This window comes from Streptomyces chlorus (assembly GCF_042655885.1).
Lineage (GTDB): Bacteria > Actinomycetota > Actinomycetes > Streptomycetales > Streptomycetaceae > Streptomyces > Streptomyces chlorus.
Window position 1 is genome coordinate 1 of the sequence record NZ_JBHSOA010000043.1, and the last position, 20072, is coordinate 20072.

The following is a 20072-nucleotide window of genomic DNA, read 5'->3' on the forward strand; positions in this document are numbered from 1 at the left end:
GCTACACTCCCACCGCTCGACGTTTCCCCACGTCAAGCCACGAAGTACTGCTGGAGTACTAGTGCTTGGGCGATGGTTCGGAGGGCGGCCAACCCTGTAGAACTGTCTCCGCCATGGCTTGCAACTCCTCCCGGCTGACTCCGCCGGCGGCCTGTACCGCGATTCCGCTTATCGTCATGGACAGAAAACGAGCCAGCACGGCGGGGTTCGTTCCGGCGGGAAGGTCGCCTTCGTCGGCCGCCTGCTCGAAGCGCTCGTTCAGTCGGGCGTCGATGCGGCGGCGGCGTTCGTTGAGCAGTTCCCGGATCTGTGCGGCCCCGCCTGAGGTGACCAGAGCGCTCTGCACGCCGAGGCAGCCGTGGGGCATATCCGGCCGGGTGGTGCCGTTCACGGCACCGTTCAGCAACGCTGTGGCAACCCCCCGGGCGGTCGGCTCGCGTAGCGCAGGTTCCAGATAACCCTCGGGGTGGTCGTCGTACCGCTGCAGAGCCTTGCGGAACAGTTGCTCCTTGTTGCCGAAGGCCGTGTACATGCTGGTGGTCGAGATCCCCATGGCCTTGGTCAGCCCGGCGAGACTGGCTCCCTCGTATCCGTGCTGCCAGAAGAACATCATGGCCTTCTCCAAGGCCTCGTCCGGGTCGAATCCGCGGGGACGGCCGGTTGCCTTTGGCTTGCTCACCGTCGTGGACATGCAGGCATCCTACTTCCTAATCGATCGATGCGGAACATTGCGCATCGATCGATCAGGAAGTATGGTCGGGTTCCGCATCGATCGCTACGAAAAGGAAAAGTTCCATGAGCGGCACTGCTGCACACACCCGCGTCCTGGTTCACGGCGTTCCCGAGACAACGGCGATCTGGACGCCTTTGCTCGACGAGCTCTCGGCGCTCGGGATCGACAATGTGGTGACGCTGTCGCCGCCCGCTTTCGGCGCCCCCGTGCCCGAGGGTTTCGAGGCGACCGTCGACGGCTACCGCAACTGGCTGATCGAGCAGCTGGAGCAGTTCGACGAGCCGGTCGATCTGGTGGGCCACGACTTCGGCGGCGCCCATGTCGCCGGCGTGGCGATGCACCGTCCCGACCTGATCCGCAGCTGGGTCAGTGACGCCATCGGGGCCCTGGAGCCGGACTACGAGTGGCACGAGACGGCCCAGGTCTGGCAGACCCCTGAAGGCGAAGCGTTCATCGGCGAAATGTTCAGCGGCGGCGCGGAAGCCCGCGCGCAGCGGATGATCCAGTGGGGTATCACCGAGCCCGTCGCCAAGCTCCTCGGCGCCGCGCAGGATGAGGAGATGGCTCGAACCATCCTGTCGCTGTACCGCTCCGCCGCACAGCCCGCCATGGCCGAGCACGGCAAGGCTCTGCACCAGGCGTCCGCCCGTCCGGGGCTGTTCATCATCCCCCTCGACGACCACGCCGTCGGAACACTCGAGCAGCGTCGGCGAGCGGGTCAGCGAGCCGGCGCGAAGACGGAGGAACTCGCCGGATTCGGGCACTGGTGGATGCTGCAGGACCCCAAGCGCAGTGCCCTCATACTCCGCGACTTCTGGGCAAGCGTCTCTCCGAAGGACTGAGGCCCGACAGGACCAGCCGCCACGAAAGAGTCAGGGATTGATGAGGACCGGCAGGAATCACCTGCCGGCCCTCATCACCGCTGACGCTGACGCTCCCCTGGACTGGACCAGCCGACACTCTGCCCCAAACCCAAACAGGCCCGAACAGCGCGAGACCTGGATCCGGACGAAGACGTCCCGGTGCCGTGCCGTCCCTTCCATTACGTTTTTTCGCTACAAAGTCCTGAAGTGGGTATTCCCATGTCTGAGACAGTCCAGGCTAACGCCGCAAAGGCACCGGCTCCCGACTCCAACCGCTGGAAAGCGCTCGTCTTCATCTCGCTGGCCCAGCTCATGGTCGTGCTCGACGCGACCATCGTGAACATCGCGCTGCCCTCGGCCCAGCAGGACCTGGGGATCTCCGACGGCAACCGGCAGTGGGTCATCACGGCCTACGCCCTCGCCTTCGGCGGGCTCCTCCTGTTCGGCGGCCGCATAGCCGACCTGTGGGGCCGCAAGCGCACCTTCGTCGCCGGTCTCATCGGCTTCGCTGGCGCGTCCACCCTGGGCGGCGCCGCGACGAACGAGGCGATGCTCCTCGGCTCCCGCGCCCTGCAGGGTGCCTTCGGCGCGATGCTCGCGCCCGCCGCGCTCTCGCTGCTCGCGGTGATGTTCACCGACGCCAAAGAACGCGCCAAGGCGTTCGGCATCTTCGGGGCGATCGCCGGTGGCGGTGGCGCCGTCGGCCTCATCCTCGGCGGATTCCTCACCGAGTACCTGAACTGGCGCTGGACCTTCTTCGTCAACATCCCGTTCGCGGTCGTCGCCGCGGCCGGCGCGTACTTCGTCATCCGTGAGCCCTCCGGCAGCCGCAACCGCTCGCCGCTCGACATCCCGGGTGTCGTCCTGTCCACCCTCGGTCTTGTCTCGCTGGTCTACGGCTTCACGCGTGCCGAGTCCAACGGCTGGGACGACTCGATGACGATCGGCCTGTTCGTGGCCTCGGCCGTGCTGCTCGCGGCCTTCGTGTTCGTCGAGTCGAAGGTCAAGGCGCCGCTGCTGCCGCTGCGTGTCGTCACCGAGCGCAACCGTGCCGGCGTCTACCTCTCGCTGGGCCTCGCGATCATCGCGCTGTTCGGCCTGTTCCTTTTCCTGACGTACTACATGCAGATCGTGCAGGGCTACTCGCCGGTCAAGACCGGTTTCGCTTTCCTGCCGATGATCGTGGGCATGATCGTGGGCTCCACCCAGATCGGCGCCCGCCTGATGACCCGCGTCGCGCCGCGCCTGCTGATGGGCCCCGGCTTCCTGGTCGCCGCGCTCGGCATGCTGCTCCTGACCCGCATGGAGATCGGCTCCTCGTACGCCACGCTGTTCCTGCCGGCCATGCTGCTGCTCGGCTTCGGTATGGGTACGGCCTTCATGCCGGCCATGTCCTTGGCCACGCTGGGCGTCGAGCCGCGTGACTCGGGTGTCGCCTCCGCGATGGTCAACACCTCGCAGCAGGTGGGCGGTGCCATCGGTACGGCCCTGCTGAACACGATCGCCGCCTCGGCCACCACGGCGTACGTCGCGGACCACATCGCCGGTGCCACCACCCAGTCCCAGCAGCAGCTCGTGCGGCTGCAGGCCCAAGTGCACGGGTACACCAACGCGATCTGGTTCGCCGTCGGCATCCTCGTAGTGGCCGCGGTGATCGTGTTCACCATGGTCAACGCGGGCAGCGAGGACATGAACTCGGCTGCCGAGTCCTGCCCTTGCCGAAAACCTCATCCGCCGAGGTAGGAGCCGGTGTGCGGGATGCGCGGGTTCTCGAGCACGGACGCTGGAATCGGTGCTCTCGCGGGACTGGCGATCACCCCGGCATGATGGCTGGTCGTGCTGCTACGACTGGCTTACCTGACCGTGACGAACGCGTTCGCCGTGCTGCGCCTGCTGCCCATGAGCGACCGGGACATGGAAACGGAGATCCTCGCCCTCCGGCATCAGATCACGGTGCTGGAGCGCCAACTCGGTGGCGAGAAGGTTCGGTTCTCCCCGAACGATCGCGCGTTCCTGGCGGCGTTGCTGCACCGCCTGCCCTCGCAGGTGCTGCGCAGGATACGGCTGGTGGTGCGTCCGGACACCGTGCTGCGCTGGCACCGCGATCTGGTCGCACGCCGCCACGCTGCGCGCTCCCGGCCCAAGCGCCCGGGAAGGCCGCGGACCGTGCGCTCCATCCGGCTGCTGGTGCTGCGGCTCGCCCGCGAGAACTCCAACTGGGGATACCGCCGCATCCATGGCGAACTCCTCGTTCTGGGCGTTACGGTGGCCGCCTCCACCGTCTGGGAAATCTTGAAGGAGGCCGGCATCGACCCGGCGCCCGAGCGGGCCTCGAGCACCTGGGCGGGCTTCCTGCGTTCCCAGGCCGACGCGCTCCTGGCGTGCGACTTCTTCGAGACCGTCACCTTGTCCGGGGCCCGCTTGTACGTGTTCGCCGCGATCGAGCACGCGAACCGCCGGATCCGGGTCCTCGGCGCCACCGCGCACCCCACCGCATCCTGGGTGACGCAAGTCGCGAAGAACCTCGTCATGGACCTCGAGGACGCCGGCTGCCGGGCCAGGTTCCTGATCCGGGACCGGGACGGGAAGTTCCCGCGGTTGTTCGACGAGGTCCTCAAGGACGCGGGTATCGAGGTGGTGCTCAGCGGAGTACGGATGCCGCGCATGAACTCAATCATGGAGCGGTGGGTGCAGACCTGTCGGCGCGAGCTGCTGGACCGCACCCTGATCTGGAACCAGCGACACCTGCTCCACGCGCTACGCGAGTTCGAAGACTTCTGCAACTCCCACCGGCCCCATCAAGGCATCGCCAACGCCCGCCCGCTACGCCCCTTGCCGATGCCGATCAGCGATCCGAAGCAGATCACCCGCCTCGACATACGACGACGCCAACGACTCGGCGGCATCCTCCACGAGTACCGACATGCCGCATGACCTGCGCGGATGAGCTTTCGGCAGGCGCAGGGTTCAACGTTGGTCACGCCGGGTCCCTCGCTGGAAACACTCCAGCCGAGCGCTTCCGCCCAGAACTGGCCGACCGCCGAGTCGTCAAGAGCCTTTATGTTCACCTGAACAGGTCGCAGTGCCATGCCGGCGATCCTATGCACCCGCTCTGCAACGACATCCGCAGATACCGTCACCAAACAGAGAGCAAATCGCTCACCAGCCGCAATGCTCACGCCAACCAGAGCGCTCAGCTCTGCCGGGTGAACCGCTCACTCGCCAGATGAAGTGCTCAGTCACAGCGGTCCGGGTTCGCAGCGCGGTCTGGGACGCCTACAGGTCGAAGTCGAGGTGCTCGATGTCGGTGAAGCGGACCTCCTCCAGGCTGCCGGCGCGGCGGCCGCCGTCCTGGAAGTACACCTCCTTGAGCCCTTCGGCAGCGATCTTTCGCAACTGCTGGTCGCTGACGCCGGCCGCTTGGGCGTCGAAGAGGCGGGCGGCGTACCGCGGGGGCAGGGCGACGGTCAGGTGCCGGATGCGGTCCTGGTCCGTCGACCCGATCGGCGCGGTGTAGCCGAGGCGGGCGCGGGTGTCGATGACGATGCCGCCGGTGGTCGCCGCCTTCTGCCGGGCCTTGGCCCGGATCTGCGGCTGCCAGCGCTTCTTGACCTCGCGCTCCAGGCGCGCGGCAAGCTCCGGGCGCGGCTTTTTGATCTGGTCCTTCACGTACCGCTCGACGGTGCGCTGGGAGATCCGCAGCATCTGGGCGACCGCCCTGGTGCCCTTGAGTTGCTTGACCAGGTACCGCATCTGCGCGGGCGCACTCTTGGGCGCCGGGCGGGTGAAGGTCTTCTGCATTGCGGCGTCCAGGCCGTCCCCGAACATGCTCATCGCCTGCTACTCCCCGTTGTCCTGGCCGGTGACGGTGCCGTCCTTGATGTACCGGGCGAGGTTGAGCTCCGGGGCGTTGAACCGCTCGCGGACGCCCTCGCCCCACAGCACAGTCTGGGTGCCTTCCCACTTCACGAGGCCGGGGTTCACCCCGAGTTTGAAGCCGCCCGGCAGCGGCTTGCCGTCCTGGTAGGGAAGAAAATCCAGCGGGCTGGGCCCGTCGGCCGCGTACACGACACAGTCGGACAGGACCGCGACCGGGTACTGGCCGGTGAACGCCGCATGCTTGACGATCTTCCGGTGGAGGTTGATGCGCGTGCGGGAGATGACCGCGGCGCGGATGTCCGGACGCCATGTCGGCCGGGCAAGGGCACGCCACGGTTGGCCGGGCCGCCAGCCCTCACCACGCGGGCGTTCGCGCAGCTTTCCCAGGCCGCCCTTGACCGTCGCCTTGATCGCGGAGACGACGATCGCCAGCTCGGGGTCGCGCTCCCTGTAGCCGTCCATGGCCGCCAGGAAGTCGGCCGGCTCCAGGTCCGTGTCCACTCCGAGGTCGGCCATGGTGGCGAGGTAGGCGTCGCGCAGCCGGTGGTACCAGCCGTCCAGGTAGCGGCCGTTCTCGTAGCGGACCCACGCCTCGGTCGGGCGCACCTCGTAGCCCAGCTCCACCGCGTAGGCGACGGTGGGTGTGGCGTACCAGGCTGGGCCCTCGGGGCGCTCGCCCGTTGGCGTGAACGGGCTGGGCAGCAGGCCGGGGTCCAGGTCCGCCCACTTGTCCTTGGCGACCTTCACGCGGGACAGGTCGACGTGGGAGAGGTCGACCAGCCACGCGCCGGGCAGCTTCGCATCGAATACGGGCTGCGTGACGTGCGTCGGCGAGCTGAGGCCGACGGCCAGGCCGTTGGCGCCGGCGGCGAAGGCCATGTTCACGTCGATGCCGACCAGGTGCCGCAGGGTGCATTCGGCGTCGGTCATCGGCCGTGCCCAGTCGTACGCCTCCTCGAAGAGCTTCTCCGCCGGGCCGCGCACGTGGAAGCGGGACAGGTCCGCCAGCAGCGGGTGCCCGTCCGGGGCCTCGCACGGCGCGCAGTCCACCGGGTCCTTGCCCAGGCTGCCGGGGTTGTGCTCGGAGTGCCGCTTGCCGTCGGCGTCCGGCTCGGAGGCGCGGGTCGGCGGGTGCAGCGCGGTCATCAGCTCCAGGCCGGTGACGGCGGTGGAGCCGCGCGGCGTCATCACCCGCGACGCGTACGTGCCCAGGAGCCGGGCGAGGTCCGCCGGCGGAAGCTGTCCGGCCTCGCCCCAGTGGCGGGAGTCGAGCGCGTGCCAGGACGGGATGCACAACTGCACGCAGGCCCGCTCCGAACCGGTGGCGGGGCGGTAGATCCGCGCCCACGGCCCGAACCCTCGCTTCGTCAGCTTCCAGTCGGCGCGGGCCAGCTGCTTGATGACCTTGTGGCCCTCGGGGATCCGCCCGGCGAGCCGCTCCTCCTCGGTGAGGGCGACCGGCAGGCCGTAGCGCTCCAGCGCGGCCTCGGTGAGCACGAGCAACGGGTCGGCGTCCTTGCCCGGCCCGGACAGTTTCGGCTGTCCAAGCCTTGCCTCCGTGAGCGTCCAGTTGACCAGGGCCGGCAGGGACTTGGCGGGCACGTCCAGGACCAGGCCACCAACGCAGTACGCCAGCACCTGACCGTCTTCGACATCGACGACCGCGAGCGGCCCGTTCTCGAAGCGCGCGTCGGCGCCGCCCGCGGGGGTGCCGGCCGGGGCCGTCTGCTTCGTACCCGGACGCCGAGACGTCGGCCTGTCGGTGCGCGTCGAGCGGGGGGCGGCCGCCGGAGCAGCGGCGACAGGGGCGAGGCTGGTCTGGGTGTTCTCGTCTGCAGTCATGGCCGCAGCCTCGGCCGCCTTGCCTGTGGACAGGGGCTCCGCGTCGGCCAGGGCGGGCGAGCCAGTGATCGTGGTCGGCACCACCGGGGCCATCATCTCCGCCACCGGTGCAGCGGGGTAGAGCTCCACGAGCTGCTTGAGTAGCCGCGCGTACGCCTCACGCTCCGGCGGGCGGGGCTCGGTCTTGCCGGACTCCCAGGCGCTCACCGTGGCACGGCGCACTTTGAGCGCGGCGGCCACCTCGTCCAGTGTCAGACCGTGCGCGACCCGCAGCCGCTTGCGCTCCTCCGCCGGCGGGAGCGGAGAGCGGGACGCGACCAGCGCGTCGACCGCATCGAACAACTCGGACATGGAGCACCTCCCGACCGACACCCTATCCCGTGAACCGTACGGATCGCGCACTTTCCCCGTACGAATTGCGTACGAAGTGCGTACGAAGTGCGTACGGAGGGATGCTTCGGGCGCTTCCACGGCCAGTTTTCACAAACGCGTAATGCGGTCACCCGCGGCTCACCCTGCAGGTCCACGACAATGGTCACTTCTGCCCCGCCGCTCAGGCCTGCCGGGTGGCCGTCGAAGATGCCCTCCTCGCACAGCAGGCGCCGCGCATCGGACAGCAAGGGGTCCAGGACCAGGCGGATCGTTTCCAGCAGGTTCGACTTGGGTGCAGATCCAATGAGGGTACTGTCGATCAGGGGGTGGGTATGAGCCGGTCGCGGTAGCACGTCTGGTGGTTGCGGGTGTATTCCTGCTGCTGGTGCCAGGCCCAGTAGGCGTCGAAGTCGCCGTTGCTGCGCAGGGCGCGGAGCTTGAGTACGGCTTCAGCTCCGGACAGGCCCCAGCGGGCGCCGGTGATGTCCAGGCGGTCTTTGACCAGGTGCCGGCAGGCTCCCTCGATGATCCCGGTGGCGATCGGCCAGCCGCGTTCCAGGGCGGTGTCGTAACGCAGGTACTCGGCCTTGCCGGTCAGGTAGCTCACGGCCTCGTCGATGCCCTTGCGCCGGGCGCCGCGCAATTCGGTGGCGCGGGCGGCTTCCTCGAGTGCGGTCGCGGTCTGCTGCACGCCGCCGCCGAGCAGGACGCGGGCATGGCGGGCGACCCAGTTTTCGGCACAGGCATCACCGCTGTCGTGCAGGCACCATGCCGCTCGCCACAGATATTCGAGCACGTGGATCAGGTCGACGATGATGTGGACCTTCACACCGCGCTGCCGTGCTTCGGCCTTGATGAGGTCGATCTGGTGGCGGGCCCCGTCGACCAGGACGACCCACGGGCGGTGGTGGCCGGGGTCGCGGTGCTCCGCCTGATCGAACACGGCACCGACCACCTGCGCGGCGGTGTCGTTCACCGAACCGCACAACCACTTCGAGCGGGCCTTCGGCCCAGGGCGGCGCTCGGGCGCCGTGCCGTGGACGGCGTCGTCCTGCCGGTCCGGGTCGGCGATGACGTCGTCGACCGTGCGCAGGGCGGGTTCGGCGTCGTAGACGGCTCCCAGGGTGGCCATCCGTTTCCGGCCGTGTTTCTCCCCGGCCGACAGCCTGGTCTTCATCGCGTTGCCGCCCTTGGCCGCCGCGGCCTTCGCGGTGTCCTCGCGCAGGGCTTCGGGTCTTATGACCACGCCCTTGCCGTCGACCGACAAGATGAGTGGCGTGGTGTCGGTGCAGGGAGCTGGCACGAGGGCGTCATAGAACGCGTCGATGTCCGCTGCGGCGCCGACGGCGAGTTCCTGGACCTGCCGGTGCCCGATACCGGCGCCGGTGTGGGCGTTGATCCGCTCGCAGGCGTCGGCGAAGCTGCCGCGGGCGGACTCGATGGCGGCGAGCCTGGCCAGCCCGTGCGAGTGCATTCCGTCCGGCAGGTTCAGCACCGCATCGGCCGGGTGCAGGTCCGCCACTCCGGTGCCGCGGTAGGCGATCCGGACCACGGTGACCTTGCCGAACACCGTGGCCAATGTCCGGCGCCGGCCACGCTCGATGCGGGTGCGCTCGACACCGGCGGCGTCCACGACCTCCTCGCGACGCGCCTCGTTGCCGGCCCGCAGGGTCAGGTGGTCCTGGAACAACTGCCGGGTGACCTCGCGCATCCGCGCCCCCAGCAGGTCCTCCAACTGCGCGTGCGTCATCACCGCCGCCTTGGGGGCCGCTAGCTCCGCACACGCCGCGGCGAACAGACCCGCCGAGGCGGCGAAGGCGTTCTCAGAGTGCGGTAAGTGATGTTTCCTGCCGTTTCACACCGATGTGATGACATGCCATAACGGGGTGATTCCGGCGGTCGAATGATCAACATCGCCGCCCTGGCCGAGCGCACGGCTCCGGCTCCCCGGTTTGGCTCGACAGCCGAGGTCAGGGGCCTGCTACCCACTGGGACGAAGTGGTGCGAAATTAGCTAGACCATCACTTACCGCACTCTCACACTCCGCGAGTACACCGTCAGCAGGCCCCGCCACGCTCACCACCCCTGCTTCCTGCCGTCGACTTTGAACAGCCCGGACGACGGCTCGGCCAGGATTCCGCGCTCCACCAGCCGTTTCAGCTTCGAGCGCATCCCCTCGACGTGCCGCGGCTCGGTCCCCAGACCCAGTTGCTGGCAGACCTCTTTGCAGCGCATCGCCGCCCCCGAGGTTGCGAACAAGGCGATGATCTCCCGGTACTCCGGCGACATCACCGTCACGTCCAGCTCGGCCTCCGCCTTCACCAACGCCACCGCGACCCCGCCCGCATCCCCGTCCGCGGCGTCCGGACCCGGCACCGGGGAAGACGGCGCGGCCAGCACCTCCTCCACCGTCTCCCGCGCGATCTGCAACCGCGCCAGTTGTTCCTCTGCCCGCGACAACTCCTCGGACAGGCCAGCGATCTGCTCACGCAGCCGCTCGGCCTGACCCAGTACCTCAGCCCGCCGGGCCTCCAACGCCTCCATCAACGACGGCACCCCACACCCACCCTCGCTCGACACCCGCACCCTTCACGGCGGGATCGACCCCGGCGACGGTAGAAGCCGGCACGACCGGCCACATCCCGAACCCCTGCGAATCACCCCAACGAGGCACCCTCAGAAAATCTGCACCCGTAGCCGAACAGCCACGCCACTGGCGGACTGCACGCTGGCCAGGTTCCCCCAGGGTTCAGCCTGGGGGAACCTGGCGATCACTGAGCGGCGGGCTTCATCAGCCAGCCCACACGCCGGTGTTGGCCGTGGTCGAACTGAAGTCGAAGATGAAGCGTGTGCCAGGCTTGACATCGGTGGCAACTACGGTCCACTGGCCTGCCGGTGCCGTCTTGAAGGATTCCTGACACTTGACTCCGCCCGAGGACGGGTAGAAACAGACGGCAATCGACGTCTTCTGGTTGGGCTTGATGTTGATGTCGTTGCAGTTCCCCGGCATGGTGAGGCGGGTCTGACCGTTGTTCGGATACCACCGGTCGCCGGACGGCTTGGAGTAGGACTTCGCGCTGCCGTAGCAGGACGTGGCGGCCGACGGCTGGGCCTGTGCGCTGGGCGCGAGCGCCAGGGTGCTGCCTATAACAGCGGCAGCAAAGACGCCTGCAGCGATGCGTGTACGCATATCTCTCGGTCCTCCAGAGCGGCGAGCCGGGTTCCCCTCATTGCCTCCGGACGCACTCGCCTGTGTATTCCCCCGACCTCCGAAGGCGCCTCCGATCCTTGCGGCCCCTGATCGGGATGTCGTTGACCCTCAGCGCCGTTTGGTTGACAACGCGTGCCAGGGGCGGACAGGTCGGCGTTGTGGCCGGCCGGGAGGTCGAAGCAGAGGTGGAGGATCCGGTGGCCGCTCATGGTGCCCACCCGGCGCCAGGCGTGCCAGGGGCGCGACGACTACTGGTACTGCTGGCGGTACTCCTGGGGACTGGTCCCGTAGGCAGTGCGGAAGGCTCGGCTGAAGTGGGCGGGGTCGGTGAATCCCCAGCGGGCGGCGATGGCGCGGACCGGGCGGGAGCACAGGAGAGGGTCGGTCAGGTCGCGGCGGCAGCGCTCCAGCCGTCGGACGCGGATCCATCTGGCGACGGTCGCGCCGTTCTCTTCGAAGAGCCGGTGCAGGGAGCGCGGGGAGATGTTGTGGGCCGCCGCGATCGTGGCCGGGGACAGCTCGGGGTCGGCCAGGTTCTGCTGGATGAAGGCACGCACCTTCAGCAGCAGGGCCCCCCGGTAGGTCTGGGGCGGTACCGCGCCTGCGTCCAGGTGGTGAGCGAGGAAGGCAGTGAGCACGTCGAGGGTGAGGGTGGCCAGTCGGGGGCCGTCCGCCGTGGTGTACGAGGCGGCGCCCGCGCTGAGCTGCGTGAGGTAGGCGGACAGCAGGGCGCCCACCCCCTCACGCCCGCACAGACGCATCCCGGTGAGCCGTTTGACCTTGTTCGCCGGAAGCGGCAGCAGCGCCCGGGGGAATTGCACCAACACCCCCTCCACCGGGTCAGGGTCCGCGCTCGCCCAGCCGTGCCAGGGGCGTGAGGTGTCGAAGAGCAGTACCTCACGGGAGCCGCTGGTGGTGTCCTGGCTGCCTTGGAGGATCCGATGGCCCCCGCGCAGAGTCAGCATCAGCTGCATGGATTCGGGATCAGAGCGCCGGATCATCTTCGCCGTTCGACGTGTCTCCAGCGACGGGTAGGCTAGCGCCGATACCTGAACGCCACCCAGATCCAGCACCCGCGCACTCGCCCGGAAGTCCCCCTCATGGTCACTATGGACCACGCTGGGTATCAGTGCGCTGACCGTCATGTCGTACCAGGACGCGAACCTCTCGGCCGCCGGCAGATCCAGCGTCCGGAACTCCGTCACCAGCACCGTGTCATCCCCCTCACGAGGGCGAGCGGCCCAGACCGCCGAGAGGGGCCCGCGCTGTGGTCCGGCAGTGAGCGCGGCGCAGGTACATCCCCGACGACGGCTACGGTGGCGATCGCCCCATCCCCCGTACCCCGGCCGTTGGCCCGGACAACAGCCCGTCCACCGGCACACCCCGTCCAATCGTCGAACGGATAATACGGTACTCAACATGGCGTGAACATGCCCTAATGCGGAGAACCTGGTCCAGGCCCTTAAGCGGCGTGCCCATGCGCTTCTCACACAAAGAGTCGTCGAAGAAGGCGGTCGAGGCTTCACAGATGGCCAAGGAGGCCGCGCAGAAGGCGGCCGAGGAGACCGCGGCCGCCAAGGACGACTCCAAGAAAGCCGCGGTCAAGGCCAAGCAGGCCGCGCGGTCTTCGCCGTCTGGGCCTACGAGCAGCGGGCCGGCCAACTGCCGGGGCTGTCTGCTGCGTGTGTCCCGAGACAGGCGACACGTTCGCGACGTACTGCGCGGCGTGACGCCGGCCGGGGCGGGGTCCGAGAGGCCTGCACGCTGTGCCGGGGCTTCCTCGGGGAAGCCTTCTCGGTAGGCGACTTCTTCGCGGCCTTCCGGGTCGTGGTCTTCGTTGCGGCCGTCTGGCTTTGTTCACGAGAACCGGTTCTGGCCCAACTTCTGTGGCGCGACCACTCTCAGCCCGGATCCACCGGCTTGATTTCGGGGTGTGGCACGGGCGTTGAGCTGGGTGGTGGCCAGGGCCGTGGCCCGGTCGATCTCGGCGGGGTCGGCGAAGGACTGGCCGGCCAGAGCGGTTTTGCGGAAGATCCGCCACCAGCCCTCCTGCAGGTTCAGCCAGCAGGCGCCGACCGGGATGAAGGCGTGCCGGATGCGGGGGTGATCCTCCAACCAGGTCCGGGTGGCCAGGCTGTTGTGGGAGGAGAGATTGTCGGTGACCACCACGATCTCGCCCGTCGGGTTGGCGTCCTCCACCATCTGCAGGAACCACTGGTAATTGACGCTGTTTCGGGAGGAGGCGGTCATGGTGACCTCCCAGCCGTCCGTCGGCCGCAGGGCGCCGTAGACCCAGGTCTTCTCCGGCCCCCGACTGTAGTCGAGTTCACTTTTGATCCGATGCCCGTCCGGTGACCATCCCGGCGCCGGCGGGAAGGTGCGGGGGATCACCGGGCCGAGCTCGTCGGCGCACAGGACCGTCACGCCCTCGGGCGGGCTGGTGTAGAGCGCGACGATCCGCGTCCTTTTCCCGCGAAGTCGGGATCCCGGCTCCGCACCCAGGACCGGGTACGGCGCCGGCGCACGCCCTCCGCCAGCAGGATCCGGCGCACCTGACTGCGCCGGACCTCGATTCCCTCGGCCCGGGCCGCCTCGGCCAGTGCGTCCAGCGTCCACACCGGCGCACCGGCCTCGTCGTCGGCCTGAAGGGCGCCGTCGGCCCCGGGGACCGGGCGCCCGGGCGGCGGTTTCCGGACCAGCGCGATGATCCGGGACCGCTCGGCCTCGGTGATCCGCCGCTTGCGGCCCTGCCCGCCCAGATCGGCCAGACCGTCCAGGCCGGAGGCGTTGAAGCGGTGCAGCCAGCGGCGCACCGTCTGCTCATGGCAGCCCAGCTCCCCGGCGATCTCCGGGACCCGCAGCCCCTCCCAGCTCAAGACCACCACCCGGCCCCGCTGGATCCAGTCGCCCGGGGCGTGCCGGGCCCCGGCCAGCTTGCGGACCTTCTCCTCCTCGGCCGCATCCGCGGCCGGACGCGCCCGCAGGATCTTCGGCATGCGGCTCGCCTCCACCGACTCGAACCAGCATCCCCACCAACCTACGCCCCGAAAGAGGAACCCTGCACTAGCGCTCGGGCCACGGCTCTTTGTGTCCCATGGACCTGGACGAGACGTTCGAGTGCCCTGGCTTCATCGAGGGACTCGAGGTCTTCATGCTGAAACCAAGTCCTGACTCCGGAACGTCTGTTGGTTCACCTGCGCCGGGCATCCTGCCCCTGTGGGGAGTTCCGGAGCCAGTTACGAGGGGGGACCGAACCGATGACGCACACCCGTACCCGCACCAGATCCCGTAGCCGAGACCGTGGCCGCAACCGCCCGTTGTCCCTGGCGGGGGTGGCCCTGGGGGCGCTGCTGATGCTGACCCTTCAGGGGTGCCAGGACGCAGACTCCGACGCCACGAACAAGCCGAGCCCGACCGCCTCGGCCACGTCGGCACCGGCCGAGCCGAACACGGAGGAGCCGTCGCAAGCGCCCAGTCCCACCAGTCCCACCTCGGTGGGGGACCCGTGCGCGCTGGTGACCCAGCAGGAGGCCGAACGGCTCGCCGGCACACCGGTGAAGCCCGGCAACGTAGTCGACGAGACCTGCACCTACGTCGCACCCGAGTCCGGGCCGACCGCCCAGGTGGAGATCTTCGCCGGAGAGTCGGGGCAGAACTACTACGACGCCGAACGCCAGCTCGGTCACGAACTGAAGCCGCTCGACGGCATCGGTGACGAGGCGTATCTGGAGGACGGTTCGGTCTTCCTGCGGGTGGCCGAGGAGTGGGTATCGATCCGACTCGTACGCGGCAACCCGGCGGCGGAGAACGATCAGCCGCTGACGGACCTGGCCCGCACGGTGGCCACGCGCCTGTGAACCGGACCGCCGGTGACGACAACAGCCCCCAGATCAAGGCAAAATCCGGGGGTCCTTGTCGTACGCCGGTATGCCGTCATCGTGCCCTGCGGCTGACGACGGTCGCGGTCGCCGCCGCCCAGAGGAGCGACAGATAGAGGACCTCGGTGAGCAGGACGCCGCCGGCCAGTTGCTTGGGCTGATGCTGGACCGCCTGGTGGAGGCCGGCCTGCTCAAGGCCGGGGGCCGGCAGCGTACCGACGCCACCCATGTGCTGGCCGCGGTTCGCAGCCTCAGCCGCCTGGAGCTGGTCGGGGAGACGCTGCGGGCCGCTTTGGAGGAACTGGCCGAGGCCGCCCCCGCCTGGCTGACTCCGCTGATCGAGCCCGAGTGGGCCAAGCGGTACGGACGCCGGGTGGAGATCGGCAAACTACCGGGCGGGAAAGCGGCCGTGACCGCCCGGGCCGAGGAGTTCGGCCGGGACGGACAGAAGATCCTCGCCGCCGCCTGGGCCGCCAGCGCCCCACCCCACCTGCGGCTTCTTCCTCAAGTGGAGATCCTTCGCCAGGTCTGGGTCCACCACTACTTCTGGGACGTGGACGGATCCCTGCGCTGGCGGGACGGCCACGCCCTGCCGCCCGCCTCGCTGCGGTTCGACTCCCCCTATGACACCGATGCGCACTACTGCGTCAAACGAGACACATTCGTACCTCTTCGTGGCGCTTGCGCTGCCCGGCGGTCAGCCCGCCCCCGTCTGGATACCGCATGTCTCCGGCGTACCAGTCACGGTGGACTCCGTCACCGGGTTCGACGAAGAGACCTCAAGACGCCGAAGTCAGAGTGCGGTAAGTGATGGTCTAGCTAATTTCGCACCACTTCGTCCCAGTGGGTAGCAGGCCCCTGACCTCGGCTGTCGAGCCAAACCGGGGAGCCGGAGCCGTGCGCTCGGCCAGGGCGGCGATGTTGATCATTCGACCGCCGGAATCACCCCGTTATGGCATGTCATCACATCGGTGTGAAACGGCAGGAAACATCACTTACCGCACTCTCAGTAACCGCGGCACGAACGGCTGCAAGCCGCGGCCGATAGACCGCGGCCCTGTGCCGTGTCGGCCGCACCCGGTGGTCGGCCGACCGCCATGAGTCGTCTCCGCGTCCCAGGACGGCATCTCAGGGCATCCCAGGGACCTCTGTTTCCGCAGTTCAACAGGGGTGGGATCGTTCCATCGTCGCAGGTGTGGCGGCAGGCGTTGTGTGGATCCCCGCCGTCCTCGAAGCTGTGGGTGTCGCACCGGCCGAGGCAGAACGACCGCCCCGGCAGCAGCACGGCAACGACACCTACCCTGCGCCTGCGTACCAGGACACCTGTGTGCCCGAGTACTCAAGGCGCGGCGTTCGGCTCCCCACGGCGCCCGCCGCCACACGCCGGCCCCGGGGCTAAGACACCGGGCCGACTCCTGTCCGATGGGGCAGTCGGGCCGTCCTGTCCCTCGAATCGGACGCGGACGAGATGGCGACAAGTCGGCAGGCGCCTTCGGCACGAAAGCCGGAATCGGCCGAGAGTAACCACATACGGACCAGAGAAGGAAGACGCACATGAACAGGAAGTCCTCCGCACACCGTCGTCCGGGCCGCCGCGCGGCCGTCGCCGCCGGCCTCGTCTTGGCTGTCGGACTCGGTGTGTCGACACAGGTGTCGGCACAGGCGTCCGTCCATGCCCCCGCAAAGGCTTCCGCCGCCGCATCGCAGTCGGTCAGCGGCACGTTCGGCCAGGCGGTGACCCGGGTCGCCGACTTCTACGGCGCGTACATCGACGCGAAGGGCGACTACGCGGACCCGGACGTCACGCTGGCCACGGCGCTCCGCAAGCACTACCTGACGCCCGACTTCGCCAAGCGGCTGGCGGCGTGGGAGAAGAAGAATGGGGCGGACGGCGTCCTGCGTGCCCAGAATGTCCCGGCGCAGTGGACGGTGAGCGACAACGGCGCCGTGGGTAACGGCCATGAGGTCATCGTCACCCTGGCCTTCGGCAGTGGGGAGACGACGCAGAAGACCAAGCTTTTCGTGCTGGTGGAGCGGTACAACCACATCAGCGACATCGCCACCACGAGCGCCCGCTGACGGCGGAGCGGTGCCCTCTGCCGGAAGTCTGGGCAGCCGACCGTTGCTCACGCAGGACCCGCCGCCTGCTCGGACGCGTTGTGTCATGACCGGGCCGGCCGCACGGCTCTGGCCCGGGCGCCTTCCGCGGGGCCGTCGAACGCACCAAACTCCTGGTTCCACGGCTTCCGATGCCTGCGCATCCGCTGGGAGAGACGCGACGACAACCACGAAGCATTCCTCGGCCTTGCCGTCTACCTGATCACTCACCGCCACGTGAAACGGCTCTGTCAGGGCTTCTAAGAGTGCGGTAAGTGATGGTCTAGCTAATTTCGCACCACTTCGTCCCAGTGGGTAGCAGGCCCCTGACCTCGGCTGTCGAGCCAAACCGGGGAGCCGGAGCCGTGCGCTCGGCCAGGGCGGCGATGTTGATCATTCGACCGCCGGAATCACCCCGTTATGGCATGTCATCACATCGGTGTGAAACGGCAGGAAACATCACTTACCGCACTCTAAGAGTCGACGGGCACCCATTGACGCACACCGTCGCCGTTCGTGCCGTACCAGTAGTGGGGCAGGCCCTTGATGCTGTTGGTGCGGAACGGGCGGCCGTGGTCGTCGATGCGGACCGTGCCGGTGCGGCCCTGGGAGGACCAGTCGAGTTCCAGGTACCAGTCGCAGTCGTAAGCCTCGGTCGTCGCGGTGACCAGCAGCACCTCCGGATCCTCGGCGGAGACGCGGTAGGGGAACTGCACCGCAGGGACGGGCTTTCCGCTGTCATTGCCGGGGCCCGCGTGGGCGATCGGGCGGTTGACGTCCAGGTCAACGGAGAACTCACGGGGCGCCAGGTCGCTGCCGCAACCCTGGCCCATGGCGTACGCATTGCCGGTGACCGGGGTGCCGCGGCTGACGATACGGACCTCGAGAGCCTCCAGGACCACGGCCGTGGACGACTTCCCCTGCACCGAGATCTGCACCCTCGTCTGCCGCCCGGGCACCGCCCCCTGCGTCGCCGCCCACACCCCGGCGTCCTGCTGCACCGGCGGCGGGGGCACCTGGGCCGGCTTCTTCGCGATGACGTAGTCGTGCCCGCAACCGCCCTGCCAGATCTGCGAGTCGGCGGTCCAGGCGAGCGGCACACCGGTCGACACCGGGGCGTCGCTCTTCGTGTCCGCCGACGGTCCGCCCTTCGACTCGGGGCTCCCCGAAGCCCGTACTCCTGCGGAGGGCGAGGCCGATGAACGACTGGAGGAGGGGCTGGTTGCAGTGGCAGAGGGGCGGTGTGACGTACCGGTTCCTGTTGTACGGGACCGACCGGGGGCCTTGGCGGAGTTGTCGTGAGACCGACCGGCCGACAGCGCCGGCAGACTGCCCAGCGTCACCAGCAACACGGTCACCGCGGCGGCACCGACGGCGGTGCGGCGACGGCGGTACCAGGGCCGTCCGGTCGAGCGGGCCGCATCCCACTGGGCCGTCGGCTCGGGACTTCCCGGTCCGGGAGCGCCGGGAATGGGCGGCCAGGCGTCGGGTGCGCCCGTGTCGAGTGGCGGCGGTGCACCGCTCGTGCTGCCCCCGTCACCACCGATGCCGTCCGCGCCGTCACCCACGCCCTGCACCGTCCGGATGTCCGGACCCGAAGCCCGCTCGCCCCCTGCCTGCTCCAGCGCCCCCTCGGCCTTTGTCGGCTCCGCTGTCTCCTCGGCCCGTGTCGGCTCCGTCGCCCCCTCACCCGCCCGAGACCGCTGTCGTACCGCCACCGCGAGCAGCCACAGGCGGTGCAGTTCGAGGCGTTCCTCCGGTGTCGCCCCGCAGAAGGCGGCCAGACGCTCCACCGGGGCGTAGTCCTGCGGGACCGCCTCGCCCGCGCAGTAGCGGTGCAGCGTGGAGGTGTTCATGTTGAGGCGCCGGGCCAGGGAGCCGTAGCTCCGGTCCGTGCGGTCCTTCAGTCGGCGCAGCAGCGCCGCGAACTGCTCGACGTCATCCCCGGTCGACACCGTCCCCCGTCCTCCCACATGTCCCCCTATCCCAGGCGGTCCATGTAACTGCACGTCAGGCGGGCTGGGTTGGTTCCACCCTCGCCGGACGGACGTCCGGCATTGCGCCGGGCCCCAACTCCCGCCCATACAGGCGTCATCCACCTCACCTGGGAAACGACAACGCCCTTCACCAACCGGACGACACCATCAACACCAAACGCCTACCACAACCCTGCGGTTGCCGAATACGGCCGAACTGCTTGTTCCGCTTGGGCATGGTCTCCGGTTCCTCGGGGTCGTCCGGATCACTGTACGGGGCTGGTGCGGCCCGATCACCAGCCCTGGTAGGGGATTTAGCGTTGTGTGGAGTGAAGGGCGTTCAGGCGCGTCTGTGGGATCTCAGCCTCGATCCACCGCGTGATCAGAGATCACGCGGTGGATCGAGGGTCAGAGATCCAGGCTCCCAACAACGTGACAGCGCCCTCCTCACGGTGGGTGCGACCGCCTGCGCGGCATGCACGTCGGTGGTCCGTCAGGCGGTGGCGCCGCCGCGGGCGGCGGTGACGAGGTGGTGCCGCGTGATACGGCCGACCTCGTGCCAGAACGGCTTCGCCGTCAGATAGGCGCCCAGCACGGAGAGAACGCCGAAGGAGACGTCGACGCTGAGCCGGCCCTGCTTGGCCCAGTAGACGTCCTGCAGGTCCAGCAACAGCGCGAACTCGTCGCAGATGAGCGCCGAACCGCAGCCGTAGGCGGCCGCGGCGGCAGGGTGCCCGACGGCGCGTTCATCACCGCGTACGGCGATCAGGCCGAGTCCGGCCAGGGTGGCGATCCCGATGTTGTAGTGGTGCACGTGCTCGCCGCCCGCGGAGATGTTGCCCCAGGGCAGCCAGCCGCCCCGGATGCCATGCGTGATGACGCGGACCGATCCGAAGGTCACCCCGAACGAGATCCAGGTGATCAGCAGCGACCGCTGTACGGGGGTCAGATGCCGGTCCGCCGCCTGGCGCCATCTGTGGATGAGCAACGGCCTGTCGCGGTCGCGGCGGTGGCGCGCTGCGGTGATTCTCATGGCTGACCGGCCTCCCACGCCGAACCGGCATCCGCGGACGGCGTCGGGCCGTCCCGGACACCGTCACTGGTGTGCCCATTCGACGTTAGGCGCGCGGACCCGCACCTCGCATGCCCGCCACTGCGAGGTGGGGCCGCTCGGGTGACGGCGGCGGTGACGGCCGCAACGGCCGCGACGGTCGCAACGGC

At 68.8% G+C, this 20072-nt stretch carries 16 protein-coding genes and 1 pseudogene; 5 read left to right on the forward strand and 12 right to left on the reverse strand.

Annotated elements, in window-relative coordinates:
* Window positions 1-58: 58 nt before the first annotated feature.
* Window positions 59-691, reverse strand: a complete 633-nt coding sequence (locus ACFPZI_RS20820) for a TetR/AcrR family transcriptional regulator (protein ID WP_381365016.1) — start codon at window positions 689-691, stop codon at window positions 59-61.
* A 104-nt stretch (window positions 692-795) separates the two neighbouring features.
* Here ACFPZI_RS20820 and ACFPZI_RS20825 point away from each other — a divergent pair, with 104 nt between their 5' ends.
* The 3 genes from ACFPZI_RS20825 to ACFPZI_RS20835 all read left to right on the forward strand — a co-directional run bounded on the left by ACFPZI_RS20825 (window position 796) and on the right by ACFPZI_RS20835 (window position 4530).
* Complete coding sequence (locus ACFPZI_RS20825) at window positions 796-1575, forward strand: alpha/beta fold hydrolase (RefSeq protein WP_381365018.1); 780 nt, start codon at window positions 796-798, stop codon at window positions 1573-1575.
* Window positions 1576-1815: 240 nt separating this feature from the next.
* Window positions 1816-3339 carry an MFS transporter gene (locus tag ACFPZI_RS20830; protein ID WP_381365020.1) on the forward strand — a complete coding sequence of 508 codons (1524 nt, stop codon included), beginning with the start codon at window positions 1816-1818 and terminating at the stop codon, window positions 3337-3339.
* A gap of 93 nt (window positions 3340-3432) precedes the next feature.
* A complete protein-coding gene (locus ACFPZI_RS20835; protein ID WP_381217536.1) occupies window positions 3433-4530 on the forward strand; it encodes an integrase core domain-containing protein in 1098 nt (365 codons plus the stop codon).
* Between the two features lie 342 nt (window positions 4531-4872).
* On the opposite strand, the gene tpg is transcribed toward ACFPZI_RS20835, so the two are convergent.
* The 8 genes from tpg to ACFPZI_RS20875 form a co-directional block, all read right to left on the reverse strand.
* Entirely contained in the window at window positions 4873-5430 is a 558-nt protein-coding gene (gene tpg, locus ACFPZI_RS20840; protein WP_381217539.1) for a telomere-protecting terminal protein Tpg, read from the reverse strand.
* 6 nt (window positions 5431-5436) lie between these two features.
* Window positions 5437-7668 carry a telomere-associated protein Tap gene (tap, locus tag ACFPZI_RS20845; protein ID WP_381365022.1) on the reverse strand — a complete coding sequence of 744 codons (2232 nt, stop codon included), beginning with the start codon at window positions 7666-7668 and terminating at the stop codon, window positions 5437-5439.
* A 340-nt stretch (window positions 7669-8008) separates the two neighbouring features.
* Complete coding sequence (locus tag ACFPZI_RS20850) at window positions 8009-9487, reverse strand: ISKra4 family transposase (RefSeq protein ID WP_381365074.1); 1479 nt, start codon at window positions 9485-9487, stop codon at window positions 8009-8011.
* A 278-nt stretch (window positions 9488-9765) separates the two neighbouring features.
* Window positions 9766-10245 carry a hypothetical protein gene (locus ACFPZI_RS20855; RefSeq protein ID WP_381365024.1) on the reverse strand — a complete coding sequence of 160 codons (480 nt, stop codon included), beginning with the start codon at window positions 10243-10245 and terminating at the stop codon, window positions 9766-9768.
* A 235-nt stretch (window positions 10246-10480) separates the two neighbouring features.
* Window positions 10481-10879, reverse strand: coding sequence for a hypothetical protein (locus ACFPZI_RS20860; RefSeq protein WP_381217548.1), 399 nt, complete (start codon window positions 10877-10879; stop codon window positions 10481-10483).
* A gap of 269 nt (window positions 10880-11148) precedes the next feature.
* Window positions 11149-12111, reverse strand: coding sequence for an AraC-like ligand-binding domain-containing protein (locus ACFPZI_RS20865; RefSeq protein ID WP_381365026.1), 963 nt, complete (start codon window positions 12109-12111; stop codon window positions 11149-11151).
* A gap of 646 nt (window positions 12112-12757) precedes the next feature.
* On the reverse strand, window positions 12758-13324 hold the full coding sequence (locus ACFPZI_RS20870; RefSeq protein ID WP_381365028.1) for a transposase: 567 nt from the start codon (window positions 13322-13324) through the stop codon (window positions 12758-12760).
* On the reverse strand, window positions 13321-13896 hold the full coding sequence (locus ACFPZI_RS20875) for a helix-turn-helix domain-containing protein (RefSeq protein ID WP_381365030.1): 576 nt from the start codon (window positions 13894-13896) through the stop codon (window positions 13321-13323). Before ACFPZI_RS20875 ends, ACFPZI_RS20870 begins: the two co-directional genes overlap by 4 nt.
* A 261-nt stretch (window positions 13897-14157) precedes the next feature.
* Here ACFPZI_RS20875 and ACFPZI_RS20880 point away from each other — a divergent pair, with 261 nt between their 5' ends.
* Window positions 14158-14757, forward strand: coding sequence for a DUF3558 family protein (locus ACFPZI_RS20880; RefSeq protein ID WP_381365031.1), 600 nt, complete (start codon window positions 14158-14160; stop codon window positions 14755-14757).
* 680 nt (window positions 14758-15437) lie between these two features.
* On the opposite strand, the pseudogene ACFPZI_RS37305 reads toward ACFPZI_RS20880, so the two are convergent.
* A pseudogene (locus ACFPZI_RS37305) lies at window positions 15438-15503 on the reverse strand (helix-turn-helix domain-containing protein); the annotation flags it as partial.
* A gap of 829 nt (window positions 15504-16332) precedes the next feature.
* On the opposite strand from ACFPZI_RS37305, the gene ACFPZI_RS20890 reads away from it, so the two are divergent.
* Window positions 16333-16857: a hypothetical protein gene (locus ACFPZI_RS20890; RefSeq protein WP_145768021.1), complete on the forward strand. Its 525-nt coding sequence runs from the start codon at window positions 16333-16335 to the stop codon at window positions 16855-16857.
* A 491-nt stretch (window positions 16858-17348) separates the two neighbouring features.
* On the opposite strand, the gene ACFPZI_RS20895 is transcribed toward ACFPZI_RS20890, so the two are convergent.
* Together ACFPZI_RS20895 and ACFPZI_RS20900 are read right to left on the reverse strand one after the other, a co-directional pair.
* Window positions 17349-18830, reverse strand: a complete 1482-nt coding sequence (locus ACFPZI_RS20895; protein ID WP_381365037.1) for a helix-turn-helix domain-containing protein — start codon at window positions 18828-18830, stop codon at window positions 17349-17351.
* Between the two features lie 514 nt (window positions 18831-19344).
* On the reverse strand, window positions 19345-19884 hold the full coding sequence (locus tag ACFPZI_RS20900) for a hypothetical protein (RefSeq protein WP_381217568.1): 540 nt from the start codon (window positions 19882-19884) through the stop codon (window positions 19345-19347).
* Window positions 19885-20072: the final 188 nt, after the last annotated feature.